This window comes from Micromonospora endophytica (genome assembly GCF_003236305.1).
Lineage (GTDB): Bacteria > Actinomycetota > Actinomycetes > Mycobacteriales > Micromonosporaceae > Micromonospora > Micromonospora endophytica.
Map to the genome: position 1 here is coordinate 12,904 of NZ_POTX01000059.1, position 15,222 is coordinate 28,125.

At 70.6% G+C, this 15,222-nt stretch carries 13 protein-coding genes; 9 read left to right on the plus strand and 4 right to left on the minus strand.

Annotation, left to right across the window (positions count from 1 at the left end; translation table 11 throughout):
* Window positions 1-13: 13 nt before the first annotated feature.
* Window positions 14-646: a hypothetical protein gene (locus C1I93_RS11595; RefSeq protein ID WP_111243266.1), complete on the plus strand. Its 633-nt coding sequence runs from the start codon at window positions 14-16 to the stop codon at window positions 644-646.
* A gap of 52 nt (window positions 647-698) precedes the next feature.
* On the opposite strand, the gene C1I93_RS11600 is transcribed toward C1I93_RS11595, so the two are convergent.
* Together C1I93_RS11600 and C1I93_RS11605 are read right to left on the minus strand one after the other, a co-directional pair.
* Window positions 699-1,409 (minus strand): DUF998 domain-containing protein, encoded by a 711-nt coding sequence (locus C1I93_RS11600; protein ID WP_111243267.1) that lies wholly within the window; start codon window positions 1,407-1,409, stop codon window positions 699-701.
* 27 nt (window positions 1,410-1,436) lie between these two features.
* Window positions 1,437-2,207, minus strand: a complete 771-nt coding sequence (locus tag C1I93_RS11605) for a peptidoglycan-binding domain-containing protein (protein ID WP_111243268.1) — start codon at window positions 2,205-2,207, stop codon at window positions 1,437-1,439.
* Window positions 2,208-2,565: 358 nt separating this feature from the next.
* Here C1I93_RS11605 and C1I93_RS11610 point away from each other — a divergent pair, with 358 nt between their 5' ends.
* The 8 genes from C1I93_RS11610 to C1I93_RS11645 all read left to right on the plus strand — a co-directional run bounded on the left by C1I93_RS11610 (window position 2,566) and on the right by C1I93_RS11645 (window position 13,097).
* Complete coding sequence (locus C1I93_RS11610) at window positions 2,566-3,684, plus strand: CapA family protein (RefSeq protein WP_111243269.1); 1,119 nt, start codon at window positions 2,566-2,568, stop codon at window positions 3,682-3,684.
* Window positions 3,685-4,221: 537 nt separating this feature from the next.
* The gene (locus C1I93_RS11615; RefSeq protein ID WP_146603478.1) at window positions 4,222-4,998 is read left to right on the plus strand and encodes a hypothetical protein; all 777 of its coding nucleotides are present in this window, start codon (window positions 4,222-4,224) and stop codon (window positions 4,996-4,998) included.
* Window positions 4,995-7,310, plus strand: coding sequence for a hypothetical protein (locus tag C1I93_RS11620; protein ID WP_146603479.1), 2,316 nt, complete (start codon window positions 4,995-4,997; stop codon window positions 7,308-7,310). Before C1I93_RS11615 ends, C1I93_RS11620 begins: the two co-directional genes overlap by 4 nt.
* Window positions 7,307-9,037, plus strand: coding sequence for a vWA domain-containing protein (locus C1I93_RS11625; RefSeq protein ID WP_111243272.1), 1,731 nt, complete (start codon window positions 7,307-7,309; stop codon window positions 9,035-9,037). Before C1I93_RS11620 ends, C1I93_RS11625 begins: the two co-directional genes overlap by 4 nt.
* A gap of 45 nt (window positions 9,038-9,082) precedes the next feature.
* Window positions 9,083-9,754 (plus strand): vWA domain-containing protein, encoded by a 672-nt coding sequence (locus C1I93_RS11630; protein WP_111243273.1) that lies wholly within the window; start codon window positions 9,083-9,085, stop codon window positions 9,752-9,754.
* Window positions 9,744-10,769 carry a protein phosphatase 2C domain-containing protein gene (locus C1I93_RS11635; protein ID WP_111243274.1) on the plus strand — a complete coding sequence of 342 codons (1,026 nt, stop codon included), beginning with the start codon at window positions 9,744-9,746 and terminating at the stop codon, window positions 10,767-10,769. Before C1I93_RS11630 ends, C1I93_RS11635 begins: the two co-directional genes overlap by 11 nt.
* A complete protein-coding gene (locus C1I93_RS11640) occupies window positions 10,763-12,346 on the plus strand; it encodes a serine/threonine-protein kinase (RefSeq protein WP_111243275.1) in 1,584 nt (527 codons plus the stop codon). Before C1I93_RS11635 ends, C1I93_RS11640 begins: the two co-directional genes overlap by 7 nt.
* A 55-nt stretch (window positions 12,347-12,401) precedes the next feature.
* Window positions 12,402-13,097, plus strand: coding sequence for a Crp/Fnr family transcriptional regulator (locus C1I93_RS11645; RefSeq protein ID WP_111243276.1), 696 nt, complete (start codon window positions 12,402-12,404; stop codon window positions 13,095-13,097).
* Here C1I93_RS11645 and C1I93_RS11650 read toward each other — a convergent pair.
* The gene (locus C1I93_RS11650) at window positions 13,080-14,645 is read right to left on the minus strand and encodes a hypothetical protein (RefSeq protein ID WP_146603480.1); all 1,566 of its coding nucleotides are present in this window, start codon (window positions 14,643-14,645) and stop codon (window positions 13,080-13,082) included. The two genes, C1I93_RS11645 and C1I93_RS11650, sit on opposite strands and share 18 nt — an antisense overlap.
* A gap of 4 nt (window positions 14,646-14,649) precedes the next feature.
* Window positions 14,650-15,156, minus strand: a complete 507-nt coding sequence (locus tag C1I93_RS11655) for a Pycsar system effector family protein (protein ID WP_111243278.1) — start codon at window positions 15,154-15,156, stop codon at window positions 14,650-14,652.
* Window positions 15,157-15,222: the final 66 nt, after the last annotated feature.

A 15,222-nucleotide genomic window follows, 5' to 3' on the forward strand; every position in this document is an offset into this window, starting at 1 on the left:
ACGGAGAGATCGCATGAACACATGGAGTCGTAAGCGGCTTCTCGCGGCCGGTGCCGCAGGCGCCATGCTGGCCGGATCGGCGGTGCTGGCCTCGCCGGCGGCGGCCGAGCCGGGCGACAGCGCCGACGTGTCGGTGACCGTCGACATCGAGGAGATCAAGGAACCGGGGGTGCTGGCGCTGTCGATCGCGGCTGACTCGGTGGCGTTGGCCGAGGACGGGTCGACGCTGCTGGTCCGCCAGTTCGTCGGCACCCTGCCGACGGTGACGGTGACCGACACCCGGACCGCCGACGAGGTGCCGGCCGACGCCGCCTGGGCGGTGCTGGGCAGCGCGACCGACTTCGTCGGCAGCGCCGGCCAGGCCCCGATCGGCGCCGGGCACCTGGGCTGGAAGCCGGCGTTGCTGGACGGTGGTGACACCGGTCTGGTGGCCGAGGGCGAGGAGGTGGTGACAGTCCTCGACGAGGCGACCCAGCCGGGCAACAACGTCGGTCTGGTCGACCAGGAACTGCTGGTGTCGACCTTCGACTCGGGTGCCGTCGCGGGCGGCGCGTACTCGGTGAACGCCGACCTGTTCCTGCGTACGCCGGCGGACGTCGCCGCGGGTGAGTACACCTCGACCCTGACCCTGTCGCTGTTCGAGTGAGACACCGGTGGCCGGGGGCGTCGCGTTGCGGCGGCCCCGGCCACCGGCCTCGTCAGGGGGTGGAGGCGGCGGGTCGGTCGGCCGGTGCCGCGCGCGGCACCGGCGCACCGACCGGCTCGGGGGACTGGTGGAACATCGCCTCACCCTTGACCAGCCAGGCCACCCCGAAGGCGAAGACGGCCACCGCCTCGCACCAGAAGACCGGCCGGAACGTGTCGCGGGCGGGCTCGGCGAGGGCGCTGCTCGCCACGGCGAGCACGATCGCCGCGAGAATGACGAATCCGCAGGTGCGGTAGACGACGTTGCGTGCCCGGGTGCCGGGGGGCGGCGGGCCGTTGACCGGGAACCGCCAGAGGCAGAACAGCGCGAGGATCGCGAAGAGCAGACCCGCCGCCACCCCGTGCACCCGGCCGAGGGGCAACGCCCCGTCGGCCAGGGCATGGGGTGGGGCGTCGGTGGTGGTCGGCACCAACGCCACCACCACCGCGAGCCCACCCGCCGTCGTGCTCAGCACGTCGTCGAGACGGCGGTACCGGTAGTTGATCAGGAACACCCCGATCGCGCACAGGCTGCCGACGAAGACGTCCCGCATCTCGCTGTGGTAGTAGCTGCTCATCGAGTTGAGCAGGTGCAATCGATCGGTGGCCAGGGCGTGGCCGACCGGGAGGACGATCGGCAGGGTGATGCCGAGCCCGCCGACGCCCAGCCGCAGGCGGCGCAGGGTCCGGGCGTCCGGCGAGGGCGGGACCGGTGTGGGTTCCATGCTTCCTCCTCGCCGATCGGGACGGGCTCAGGCGGCCTTGTCCAGGGTGTCCGCTATCAGCCGCAACACCGCCTCGGGTGTCCAGTTCCCCGGTGCACCGGCGGGACCGGGGGGGCCGGGCGGCCCCACAGCACCCTGTTTGCCGGCGAACCGCTCCGCGTACGCCCGCTGCACCTGCTCGTACGCCGCCGGGCTGTAGGTGTCGCCGCTGGCGACCACGCTGCCCATGCTCCGGCGGCAGGCCAGCAGGGCGGCCGCGGTCTCCGGGCCGTATTGCTTGTCGATCTCTCCCTTGTAGAAACCGAGGGTCGTCAGTTGGCGCTGCAACGCCTCCACGGCGTCGTTGTTGTCATTGAGCTTGCAGAACATGAGCGGCACTCCTTGCGTCGCGCCAGGGATGATCCATGGCATGGTGGAACGTTCGTGGCTCTCTCGGGTGTTCCAGTGCACGTGCTCGGCGTGCGGGCTGCTGCCGGTGTAGATCCGGCGGGTCCAGCCGTAGCTCCGGTTGGCGATCTGGCGGTCATGAATCCAGTACTGCGAGGACTCGTGCTCCTCGAAGACCTTCTTCAGCCGCTCGACGTCCTCGCGGTAGGGCTGCCCGACTCCGTTGACCTCGACATCCATGTCCCAGGCGTCGACGGAGCCGTCGGGGTCGGGATTGTGGTCGCTTGTGGTTCCCTGATGGGCGGCATCTCCGATGGTGCCGTCCGACCGTTTGTCCCGCTTCGGATACGCCGAGTCGACGGCCTTGCGGAAGTTGGTAAGAGCCTGGTTGAGATACCAGTTGACGGTCATGACGCTGCCTCCTTGCCCGCGGATTCAGCGATACCTGTGGACTGTGCTCGCAGTAGGCGGAAGAGGTGCCCTACTCTTCGCAAAATGCCTGGTCAGTCGCTGTTTGGTACCCAATCCGTAGCACGGTGGCCAGGCGGGCTCCCAACCCGGGAAGTGACGCCTTTCAGACAGTTCGGGCTCATGTTCGCCGGGCCGGCCAACCGACCCACGTCCGGTCCGCCGTGCTCGCGGGAGGGCGTTGCCGTCACCCGTTCGGGCGACATCGCGCTGTTGCGGGAGCACTCCTTCAGGTGACGCGAAAAATCGGCTCATGAGAGGAAGGCGAAAGAGGCTCGCGAAACGCCTGGGTGTCGGCGGGATGCTGCTGACCATCGCGCTGGCCGGGGGCTGTGGCCCGCTGACGAAGCCGGCCCCCCAGCGGTCGCCGGAGGCGAAAGCCGGCCCCCAGACCCTCACCGTGGTGGCCGCCGGCGACCTGCTGGTGCATCCCGACCTCAGCGAGCAGGCCGCCGCCGACGCGCGGCAGGCCGGCCGCACCGGCCACGACTTCACCCAGGTGCTTGCCGCCGTACGTCCCCGGGTCAGCGCCGCCGACCTGGCCATCTGCCACATGGAGACGCCGCTGGCCCCGCCGCAGGGGCCGTTCACCGGGTGGCCGTACTTCAGCGTGCCGCCGCAACTGGCCGACGCCGCCGCGTGGGCCGGCTTCGACACCTGCTCCACCGCCTCCAACCATTCCCTCGACACCGGGGTCGAGGGCATCGCCCGCACCCTGGACAACCTGGACCGGGTCGGCGTGCGGCACACCGGCACCGCCCGTAACCAGGTCGAGGCGCAACTGCCGAACGTGCTGCAGGTGAACGGGGTGAAGGTCGGTCACCTGTCGTACACGGTGAGCTTCAACGGCATTCCCCTGCCGCAGGGCCGACCGTGGGCGGCGAACATGCTCGACGAGCAGGCCATCCTCGCCGAGGCCCGCCGGGCCCGCACGGTGGGCGCGGAGATCAACATCCTGTCCCTGCACTGGGGTACGGAGTACCAGTCCGAGCCGAACGCCGAACAGATCGACCTCGCCCGCCGGCTGCTCGCCTCACCCGACATCGACCTGATCGTCGGCCACCACGTGCACGTGGTGCAGCCCTTCGAGAAGATCGACGGGAAATGGGTCGCGTACGGGATGGGCAACCTGACCACCCGCTTCGGGGACGGCTCGCCGGAGAACACCCAGGACGCGGTGGTGCCCGAGTTCACCTTCACCCTTACCTCGTCCGGCCGGTGGGAGGTCACCGCGGTGAGTGTCCTGCCGACCTGGATGCAGTACCACCCGGCGGCCCGGGTGGTCGACCTGACCACCGCGACCAACGACCAGACCCGGCCGGCCGAGCAACGCGCCCAGTTCGCCGACGCCCGCAAGCGGATCACCGACATCGTCAACGAGCGGGGCGCCGCCGCTGCCGGCCTGAGCATGCCGGAGTGAGTATGCCTGGCGTGGGCCGTTGACGGTCAGCAGGGCCACTTGTCGAACAGCCGTGATTTCACTGTGAAATCTTGATTTCACAGTGAAATCACGCTGCCCATGACTATTGCTTCCGCCTGCCGAGCTTCCGGCTTTTCATCCCGAGTGGACAGAGATGTCGACCTCAGATTCGACATTGAACTGCACCACCGTCGGAGGTGGGTCGCCGGTCGGTGGGTCGGTGCGCTGATCGGTCGACGCGGTGTCCCGCCGATCGTGTACGGCGTCATGGTCGTGCAGCCGTAAGTGAGGGTGGCGCGTGCCGGCGGCTGGATTGTGACAGTGGTTGCACCTAAGGTGAGCAACGGACGCCGGTAATCGAGGCGTTCGTCATCTTTTTTCCGACTTGGTGCGTGCCTCGCCGCACCAAGTCCGCACCATGCCCGCACCACGCCCTGAGCGGTCACGCAGCGGTACCTGCCAAATGACCTTCACGGGCGGGCGTTCCGTTCGCACAGTCCTATCTGACGGCTCACCCCTTTTCCGGAGGCTGTGAACATGCCCTACCCGACGTTCCACTTCATTCTGGTCGTCGACATAGAAGGATTCGGCAAGCGCACCGTGCCGGTGCAGGAGTCCCTGCGCAAAGCCATGTACGAGGTGGTCCGTACCGCCTTCCAGGACACCCACCTGGACTGGGAGAGCGTGGTCCGGCTGGACCGCGGCGACGGCATCCTCATGCTCGTGCCGACGACCGCCAACTCGGTGGTGCTGGCCGGGCCGTTCGTCCGTGCCCTGGACGCGGCGCTGCGGGAGAAGGCCCGGATCTACACGGTCGAGCACGAGATCCGCATGCGGGTCGCCCTGCATCAGGGCAACTGTCAACAGGACGCGGACGGCTGGGTCGGCGAGGCGCTCAACACCGCCAGCAGGCTTGTCGACGCCCAGCCGCTGCGGGATGCCCTGCGGGCCGCGACCCGCGCGCAGATGGCCCTCATCGTCTCCGACGAGATCTACCGGGCAGTGATCAGGCACGGTTACCGGCAGATCGATCCCGCCTCCTTCGGTGCGGTGCCGATCGAGGCCAAGGAGCTGCGCGAGCAGGCGTGGATCCATGTGCCGGACTATCCGTACCCGCCGGGAATCACCCCGCCGGCCGCGACCACGCCGCCGCCGCAGCCGCCGCAGCAGTCCGCGTCGGCGTCGCAGGAACCGCAGGCCGGGGCGTCGGGTCGCCCGGCGGCCGGCAATCACCTCGCCTTCCACGGCAACGTCACGGTGGGCCAGGACATCGTCGGCGGCGACAAGACAGTCCACGGTGGAGAACCGACATGAGTGCGTCCGCGCCACCCGTGGACGGGGCGGCCGCGCCGCTGTCCGCCACACCACCGGCGGCCGGTCCGGCCGGTTCCGCCTCGCCGGCTCCGGCGGCGGGGCCGGGCCCGGCCGACGGCCCGCCCCCGGCGGCGCACGAGGGTGCGCAACAGCCGACAGGTACGGAGGTGCCGAGCGACGAGTCGTTCTCGTTCGACCACACCCGGATGGAGGCACAGGACCAGGACCTGCAACAGCCCGAGGTGCTGAACGGCCGGCACCGGCACGAACGGCTGCGGCAGTCGTCCCGGATGCTCATCGGCGGCGATCTGGTCAGCGGCGACAAGCTGGTGATGATGCTCGGCGGCCGTGAGCCGGCGCCGCTTCAACGGTTGAGCACCCAGCTCAGTGAGCCGGTACGGCACGCCTTCCTGCCACCGCAGGAGTGGGAGAGCACCCGCGCCGCGCTGGAGGCGAGGCGGTTGGTGATCCTGCGCGCCGACCCCTGTCAGGGCAAGACGATCGCCGCGATCCGGTTGCTCCAGTCACCGTCGGACCGTCCGATCTACAACCTGGACCGCAGCGTCGACCTGCGCGCCTTCGCCGGCTGGCTCGATCAGGACGCCCGTAGTGAACAGCCGTTGCCCCGCGGCGCGGGCTTTCTGCTCTGCGAGCCGGTCGGTTGGGACGACGTGCGAGGCTGGATGCTCCAGCAGCTCGAGGCGGCACTGGAACGGATCGACGCGCGGTTTGTGCTCGCGTTGAGCACCGAGTCGGTGCTGCGGGACGAGGACGTCCGGGAGTACGTCGTCCCGCTCGGGCGCGCGCAGCCGCATCGCGACATCCTGGTCAGCCACCTCACCTGGCGGTTGGACGGCGACGCCGAACTCGCCGCCGGGCTGCTGGCGGGGACCGCCCTGAACACGTACGTGACGGATTTGTGTCGGCCGCAGGTCTCCCTCAAGGTGCCGGCCGACCTGGCGGTGGTGATCAGTCAGGAACGCACCGACGACGGGGTGGACCTGGACCGGATCCGGCAACGGATGACCGAGCGGCACACCGGCGACCTCGGCATCTGGTTCGACAAACTGCCCGACCTGCCCAGCCGCTGTCTCGCCATCGCCCTCGCCGTGCTCAACGGTCTGTCCTACGAGAGCGTCGTGCGGGCGGCGGATCGGCTGGTCGCGCGCCTGGACGGACCGGCCGCCGGGTTCGCCGGCGCCCAACCGGTGGCACTGCGGCCGTGGCACGACCCGTTCCGGTTCAGCCGCCGCGAACTGGCGCGGCGGCTGCGCGCGGAGATCCGGCCGGCCACCGTACGCGGCACCTGGGGGCCGGTGACCGTCGACACGATCCAGTACGCGGCCGACGGCTATCCCGCCCAGGTGCTCAACCACGTGTGGCGGGAGTTCCAGATCCACCGGGAGCTGCTCGACTGGCTGCTGGATCTGGCCAGCGACGTCAACGAGGACGTGCACACCTGGGCCGGCACGGCGTTGGGCGTGCTGTCCCGGCACGCGTTCGACTTCGTCTACGCCCAGGTGCTGCATCCGATGGCGATCGCGCCGCACAACTGGCGCAACGGCGAGGTGGTGGCGTACGCGCTGCGGGTGCCGGCCGCCGACGAGCGGACACGTCCGCTGGTCAAAGCGGTGGTCAACGGTCTCTACACCAACAGCGCGTCACCGACCGGGCAGGCCACCGCAGCCCGGGTGCACGGTGTGAGCCTCGGTCCGCACGGCGCGCAGGAGGCACTCATGGCGCTGGACCGGCTCGCCACCATCGACCACCGCGACATCGCTGTCGGCATCGCCGACGGACTGACCGACCTGATCATGCAGGACGAGCAGCGAAACGTCCCGATGGTGATCGAGCGGGTGTCCAGTTGGCTGCACGACCGCCGCCGCACGCTCGTCGGACAGTTCATCTTCCTGCGGCTCGCGCTGTCGCTGACCACGGAGAAGACGGTCTCGACACCGACGGACGGGGCCCGCCGATCGATCACCTGGCCGACGCTGCTCGAACTCGCCGACCAGCGACGTCAGCTGCGGCCGGCGCTTGTCGGCATGTGGTCCGAGGTGCTGCTCAGCGGCGCGTTCAACCGTCTGGTCGAACGCGCGCTCGTCGCCTGGGCCCGGCTGGCCGAGGCGAGTGCCCCGGTGCGTACCCCCTTCTGCGGCCTGCTTGTCGACATCGCGGCGCGGGGCGCCTGGGCCGAGCAGACGGTCCGGCGGCTCAGCACCGACTGGCGGGCCCCGGACAACCTCTACCCCACCCCCCAGACGGCGTACGCGGTCGAGGCCGCGTTGGACGCGAGGAACGATCTGTCATGACTGCGTCACTGCCGCTGATCCTCCGCATCGAACCGGTCGAACGCGGGCTGCGCAGCCGCAGCACGCTCGCCGCGCCCTACGAGGCGTCCGTCTACGTCAGCGCGGACCGCAAGGTGGCGGTGGTCGACGACGGGCGTCCGCTGGGCCGGTGGGAACAGCTGACCACCTCCTACCGGTACCGCTACGACGTGGACATCAGCGACCACCGCCGGACCGTCGCGTTGCACAGCAACCCGTTGCCGGCACGCGGCAACCACTGGTCCTTCGACGCCGTCCTCGATGTGGGGTTCCGGGTGCACGACCCGGCGGCGGTGGTCCGGCGCAACGTGCGCGACGCGTTGCCAGTCGTCTACGGCCACCTGCGGCGACGGTTGGCCGAGATCACCGTCCGCTACGACATCACCCAGGCCGCCGAGGCCGAGCGGGCGGTGGTCACGGCGTTCGGCGGCGGGTGGATGCTGCCCGAGGGCATCACCATCTTCGATCTTTCGCCGCGGCTGCGGCCCGAGTCGAAGTTCGCCAAGCACGTCGACACCATGGCCGAGATGCAGCACACGCAGCAGGCCGAGCAGGCGCGACACGGGCTGAACGTGCAGGCTGCCGTGCATCGCGACGAGCTGGAACAGTTGGCGCAACGCAGCCGGATCGCCGCCGAGCAACGCGAGCTGGCGGCGATCGGCTCGGGCGAGCTGTCCGCCCGGCAGATCGTGTTGCTGCACCTGGCGCGCCACCCGCAGGACACCGAGCGGGCGATGGGCCTGCTGGCGGCACACGAGCACGCGGTGGCGCAGCGGCAGGACGCGCACAACCAGCACAGCGCGGAGTTCTTCCGGTTCCTGGTGGACAAGAAGGTCGTCCGCCCCGACCAGCTCGAGCTGCTGGTGCCGGGACTGGTCAGCCAAATCGGTGGGCTGCCCGCCAGCACCCCGCCGGGTGCCCGCCCCCCGATCTGGTCGCAGAACCCCGCGCTGGGTGGTCAGGCCGACCCGCCACCCGATCCCGGGAGCGGCCCGCCGCCGGCGACCCTGCTGGAACAGGACCCGCGGTCCCGGGTGTGGCGCCCGGTCGACGGGGTCCAACCGATCTACGTCCTGGTCGACGAGTCCACCGAGATGGGGCCCTACGTCAACGACCTCAGCGACGGCGCGCACCGGTTGTACCAGCAGCTACGGGAAGCCAAAGAGGCGTCGCCGGTGATGCTCTCCATGCTCGGCTTCGCCGACCAGGTCGCCACCCGGCTGCCCCTGAAGGCGGTGGACCAGGGCAGCCAGTCGCCCTGGTTCACCGCCCGGGGGCCGGTCAGTTACGCGAACGTCTTCGAGGCGCTGCTGGACCGGATCGGACCGGACGCCGAGGCGCTCAAGGGGCAGGGCTACACGGTGCTGCGGCCCGTGGTGCACCTGCTGGCCGGAAGCGACCCCGGCAACGGGGCGCAGTGGACGATGCCGTACCGGCGACTCGTCGACCCGAGCACGCACCGGTACGCACCGAACATCGTCGCCTGCGGCTTCGGCACCGCACCGGCCCGCCTGATCTCGGAACTCGCCACCCACGAGCAGTCCGGCCACCTCGCCCCGCCCCACCTCGACCCGCACCGGGCGATCGAGTCGTACTGGCAGGCGCTGGCTCGCAACATCATCGCCACCGGCCGGTCGCTGCTCGACGGGCGGCCGGAACTCGCCATCGACCCGCCGGCCGGTTTCCGGCTCGCCCACGAGGTCGTCTGACCATCCCCGCCAACCCGGACCGGTTCCGGAGAAAGCAAGGCCAGCATGTCTGGAAATAGAGGAAATCTGCTGCCGGTGTACGTCCTGGCCGACGAGTCAGGCTCGATGAGTCGGCACATTCGTGAGTTGAACCGCGGACTGGCCTCGCTGCACGAGGCGCTGCTCGGCGAACCGATGGCGGCGGCGAAGGTGCGCTTCTCCATCCTCGGGTTCGCCGACAACGTGCAGGAGCGCCTCTCCCTGGCGGACCTGCGCCAGGCGAACGAACTGCCGGCCCTCACCGCGCGCGGGAGCACCAGCTACCGGTCCGCCTTCTCCGCCCTCCAGCAGCGCATCCCGCAGGACGTCAAGGCGCTCAAGGCCGAGGGGTGGTCGGTGCACCGACCCGCGGTGTTCTTCCTCAGTGACGGGCAGCCGACAGACGAGTGGCGCGACGTGTACGGGCAGCTCATCGACCGTAACGTCACGCTGGGCTCGCCCAACATCATCGCCTGTGGCATCGGCGACGTACGGCCCGAGACCATCGTCGAGGTGGCCACCCGACCCGAGTACGGCTTCGTGGCCAAGGCCGGGGTGGATCTCGGCGCGGCGATCGCGCAGTTCTGCACGGCACTGACGAAGAGCATCGTGGAGTCCGGGCGGTCGCTCGGCTCGGCCCAGCCGGAGCTGGTGGTGCAGCAGCCCGAGGGGTTCCGGATGGCGATCGATGTCGTCTGACAAGGGGTGGCTCAAGAACTCGGTGAACGGGCTGATCGGTCGACAGCGCACCGCGAACGAGGATCCGATGTCGATCGACATTCCGCTGGACCCGTACGTGTCGCCGCCGGACCCGCCGCGCCGGAAACCACAGCGACGCCTCTCGCCGCCGCCGTGGGGTGCCGACGTCATCGGCCGGCCGGTGCACCGGTTCGAGCCCGTCCCGCCCAGCGGCGCCTCCTACCGCCCGGACTTCCTGGCCGACGGCTGGTCCACGGACCGCTTCACCGTCCGGCTGGCCTCGATCCGTGGCTACAGCCACCGACATGCGGGCCGGCCGCGTCAGGACGACGCGGCGGTGGTGCTGCACGAGCCCACGGAAACGGTGGTCTTCGCGGTCTCGGACGGGGTCTCGGCCGCCGAGTTCTCCCACATCGGGGCGACGGCGGCCTGCCGGGCCGCCGTCAGCAGCATCGTCGAGGCCCTGAACGACCCGGCCGGCGCGGTCGACTGGAACGACGTCGTACGCCGGTGTGCCTGGCAACTCGCCGAGCAGGCCCGGAGCCTGTTCCACCTGCCCGCGCCCGATCCGGCCCGGGCCGAGGAGGCGCTGGCCTGCACCCTGGTGGCCGGCATGGTGCAGCCGACGTCCGACGGTGACCTGCTCTCCCTGATCCAGGTCGGTGACAGCAGCGCCTGGCTGCTGCGTCACGACGGCTACCGGCGGCTGCTCGACACCAAGAACCGGGCCGGTCAGGTGATCTCCAGCAATGAGGTGACGGCCCTGCCGCGCACGCCGCAGGTCGTTCCGTGCGAGGAGTTCCTCGCCCCGACCGACGTGCTGCTGGTGGGTACGGACGGGTTCGGCGATCCGCTCGGCGACGGGTCGGGTGAGGTCGGCCGTTACTTCGGCCAGAAGCTCTCGGTGCCGCCGCCGCCCCTCGAACTGGCCCGCTGCCTCGACTTCTCGCGGGACACCTTCGACGACGACCGGACCCTGCTGGCACTCTGGACCCGGCCGGCATCGTCGTGCTGACCGACGATGGGCCGGGGTCCTGCTTCGACCGCGGCAAACTGGAACCGCTGACGGAGATCGGCAAGGGCGGCCAGGGCCGGGTCTGGAGCGTCAACGACACGATCCGGATCAACCGGCAATGGCCGGTGGCCTACAAGGAGTACGACGCCGCCGTGCTGCCCGGACTCGACGTCGACCAGTTGCGGCGCATGGTGGAGTTCGTGCCGAGCCTGTCGGCCGAGACCGGCCGCTGGCTCTGTGAGCAGACGGCCTGGCCTGCCCGTACGGTGTGCGAGGCGGGCCGGGTCCGGGGTTTCCTGATGCGCCGGATCCCGCCCGACTTCACCCACCAGCTACCCGGGGTGAAGGGCCCGAGCCAGGTCAAGCCGGCCAGCTTCCAGTTTCTGCTCAACGACGCCAGCTACCTGGCCCGGGTGTCGATTGCCATCGACGACCGGCAACGGTTGATGTTGTTGGCGGCGCTGGCCGAGACGCTGGACCGGTTCCACGCACTCACCATCGTGGTCGGTGATCTGTCGCCCAACAACCTGCTGTTCCAGCTCGGTGCCGAGCCACGCTGCTTCTTCATCGACTGTGACGCGATGCGGCTCGACGGCCGCTCGGTCCTCACGCAGACCGAGACCCCGGACTGGGAGGTGCCCGCCGGAGAGGAGTTGGCCACCGTACGCTCCGACGCGTACAAGTTCGGCCTGGTCGCCGTCCGGCTCTTCGCCGGTGACCAGGTGGCCCGGGACCCGGACGTGCTCGCCGCCGTCTTGCCGGAGCTGGCCGGCCTGGCCCGCCGGAGCCTGAGCCGCGACCCGTGGTCGCGACCCCGGCCGGCGCAGTGGCTGCCGGCGTTGCGGGCCGCCGAGGGGCGGCCGGTCGCCGCCGCCCCGACCGCCGCCAACGCCGTGCCGGCGGCGGTGCCCGGCGGCGGTCGCGCGGCGGCCGGCGCCGGGCCGGCCCCACCCCCGGCGTCGTCGCCGCAGGCCACGCCGAGCGGCTGGGTACGCCCGTGGGCGGTCACCCTCACCGTGCTGGTGCTGCTGATGATCTGCGGCGGGGTCGTCATCGCTGGTTCCGGCGGGTCGGACGACGCCGCCGAGTCGGGCGCCGGCCCGCAGACGGTGTACGACAACGGTGTCGACCAGGCGACCCCGGCGCTGCCCCGCGCGACGCCGACAGTCGGCATCGTCCGGTACGACCGGGTGGCCGACCATCCACACGGTCGCGACATCGCGGTGATGCTGGCCCGCTGGTTCGAGGCGATCAACGGCAGGGACTGGGACACCGCCCTGGCGAGCTACGACCCGGCCGGAGTGGTCGACCCCACCGACCCGGAGCACCGGGCCGGCTATATCGACGCGCTGACCACCACGACGGACAGCGATGCCACCCTGCGCGCGGTGTCCCGCTCCGGCGGCAGAACGCTGGCGAAGCTGACGTTCGTCAGCCGGCAGGCGGCCGGGTATGGGCCGAAGCGCGATCCCGACGAGACCTGCACCCGATGGCAGCTCACCCTTCGACTGTCCTATTCCGACACGTACGGCTATCGGATCCTCCGCCCACAGGCCGCAAAGAGCTCGCCCTGCTGATTCCCTTTCGCCGGCGTACCTACAATGGCATCGCTGGCCGGAAGGGGGCGATGTCATGGGCTCCGGTCACCCCAAAGCACCATTCTGGTACGCGCTCACCGATCAGCATCGGGCGGAATTGCTGCGGCTCGGCAGGCGTCGGGACTTCGCGCCGGAGGAGATCATCGTCCGGGAGCGCGAACTCACCGACTTCGCCGTGGTGCTGCTCGACGGATGCGTCAAGGTCTCCACCAATGGTGTGCGTGGCTACCAGGCTATTCTCGGCATCCGCAACGCCGGGGACCTCGTCGGTGAGCAGGCCGGCGTGGACGGCGGCCGTCGTTCGGCGACCCTTTCCGCGTTGACCCGGGTCGAAGCGTTGATCCTGGCCGCGGAACCGTTCCGGGCGTTTCTGCGGTCCCACCCGGACGCCGCCGAGATCCTGCACCGGACGGTGTCGGGACGGCTGCGTGAGGCGGACCGCTATCGTGCCGCCGTCGGCTCGCGCACCCCCGAGCAGCGGCTCGCGGATCTGCTGGTGCACCTCGGCCGACGGTACGGCAGCCGGGCCGACGACGGGGTCCTGATCGAGCTGCCGCTGTCCCAGGAGGACCTCGCCGGCCTGGTGCTGACCTCGCAGCGGACCCTGGGCCGGGTGCTCGAACAGTGGCGCACCCGGAGACTCGTGGTCACCGGCCGGCGCAGCATGCTGGTGCGTTCCCTCACCGATCTGCGTGAGCTGGTCGGTGCGGAGTCAGATGGTGAGGTGTGAGACGGTCGGATGACCGTGACTTTCCGCGATCGGGTTCCACAGCTTCGCGACCCGCCGTTTTGCGGCCCCGGCCGCGCGTGACTCGGAGTCACCACGGGTGCGGTCCTTGCCGCGCATCGCCGGTGACCGGCAGCCGTCCGCCGAGACGCGCGACGCCCACCGTTGATACGCCTCGTCGGCGGCCCGGGAGTGGCGGAAGGCGAGGATCATCTGCTCCTTGAGTTCGGCCCCGTTCGGCAACTGGTCGGTACGCAACGCCTCCGCGCGGTCCAGCGCCGCCTGCCGACCGTCGGCGGCACGGCCGAGGGTGTCGGCTGCCGCAGACGTGTTCCGGCAGAAGATGGTGTTCTCGATCGCCGACACCACCCGTTTGCGGTCGCGACCGGAGACGGCGAGCAGCTCGGCGACCTGGGCCGCCTGCTCGGCCGGGGACATGCTGACGTTCGTCGGAGTCTCGGCGCCGACCGTGCCACGCCACCAGGTGCCCACCGACGACGAGACGGTAGGTGCCGCGCAGAGCAGCAGCACGGCGACGAGCACCAGCGGCACCAGCCGCCGCACCGACCGGGCCGGCCTGGTCACCGCGACCGGCCGCGGGTGTCCCGCCGGTGCCGTCGACGGCCCGCTCGGCGACGCGGCCGGCCCAGGCGGCGAGGCGGCGGGCGTCGGCGTCGGTGCCGCCGGTGACCGGAGGGCGGCGGTGGACCGCCCGGGAGCGATCAACGCCTCCGCCAGCGTCTCCCGCCAGCGCGCCAGGCCGGGCCGGTCCGCGGGCGCGACGGTGACGGCCTGCGTGGCCAACGCGTACAGCGCCGGATCGACAGCGCGCAGCACGGCGGCATCCCGGGCGCCCTGGTCACCGGCGAAGAGCCGGATGCAGAGCAACGCGAACTTGTAGGCATCGGTGTGCGTGGTGCCTGTCGGCTCACCCGCCGACGGTGTCTGCCAGTCCGGGGTCTCGATCTGCGGCAGGACGCTGCGGCCACCCACCCGCATCGCGTCGCAGTCGATGAAATAGCAGCGTGGTCGGCTGGTGGTGCTGAACAGCAGGTTGTTGGGGGAGAGGTCGCCGACCACCACCCCCAGCTCGTGCCACTGCGCCATGGTCTGCGCGACGTCGTACAGCAGCTCCAGCCGCAGCCGGTCGTCCACCGCGAGTCGCCGGGCCGCCAGATACGGCTGGTCGTTGAGCAGCAGCTGCACTTGCGCCAGCCGTTCCTGGTAATCCCTGGTCAGCCAGATCCGGGTGTGGAAGGGCTGCGGGACGCGCGGCATCAGCAGACCGGTGACCCGCCCGTCCCGCTGCACGATCGCGGTGGGCCAGGCCGCGCGAGCACGCAGCGAGGCCGCCTGCCAGTCGGGTAGGCCGGCGGGGAACGCCACCATCGCCTCAAGGGCCGCCACGTCGAGGCTGCCGAGCGCCTCGCCGGCGTACTCCTTGTAGACAGTGGTCGGGTCGTCGAGCGCCCATACCGTGCCCTGGCCTCCCGAGCCCAGTATGGACCGGGTGCCGAGCTGTGCCGCGTCGACCCGGTCGGCTGCGGTCACCACCTCAGCCGCCGAGCACGGCGGCCATCGCCGCCAGCAGGGTGGCCACCAGCGCCCCGGCGAGAAACCGCAGACTCCACCGTACGCAGGCGTACTTGCGCCGGGCCACCACACTGTTCGCCCACACCTGCGCGCCCAGCTCCCGGTCCAGCCGGTCGGTGTCCCGCAGCACCGCGGTGAGTTCCTCGACGTACTCGTCCTGGTGTCGGGCGAAGCGGCCGCCGACGTGTTCGAAGTGCAGCAGCGAGGGATGCCGCCCGTTCGTCCGCACCAGCCGGGGCATCACGGCGGCGAGGTCGAAGCCGACACTGAGTGCCAGGAAGCTCACCGCGAGGATGAGCGCGGCGGCCGGCAACGGATGGGTGTGCAGAAAACCCTCGCTCTGCACCCGGACGGCGATGAGGCCGATCAGCAGGCCGTTGAGGGTGAGGACCAGACCTGCTTTCGCGTCCGCGTACCGCACCATCTCGTTGATCTGGGCGAGCTGCTTCCAGGAGTCATCGGTCGGCATGACTGAACGCTAGCCAGGCCCCACCGCCGACGACAGGCCATTTGGCGAACACCCCCTCCCTCCCTC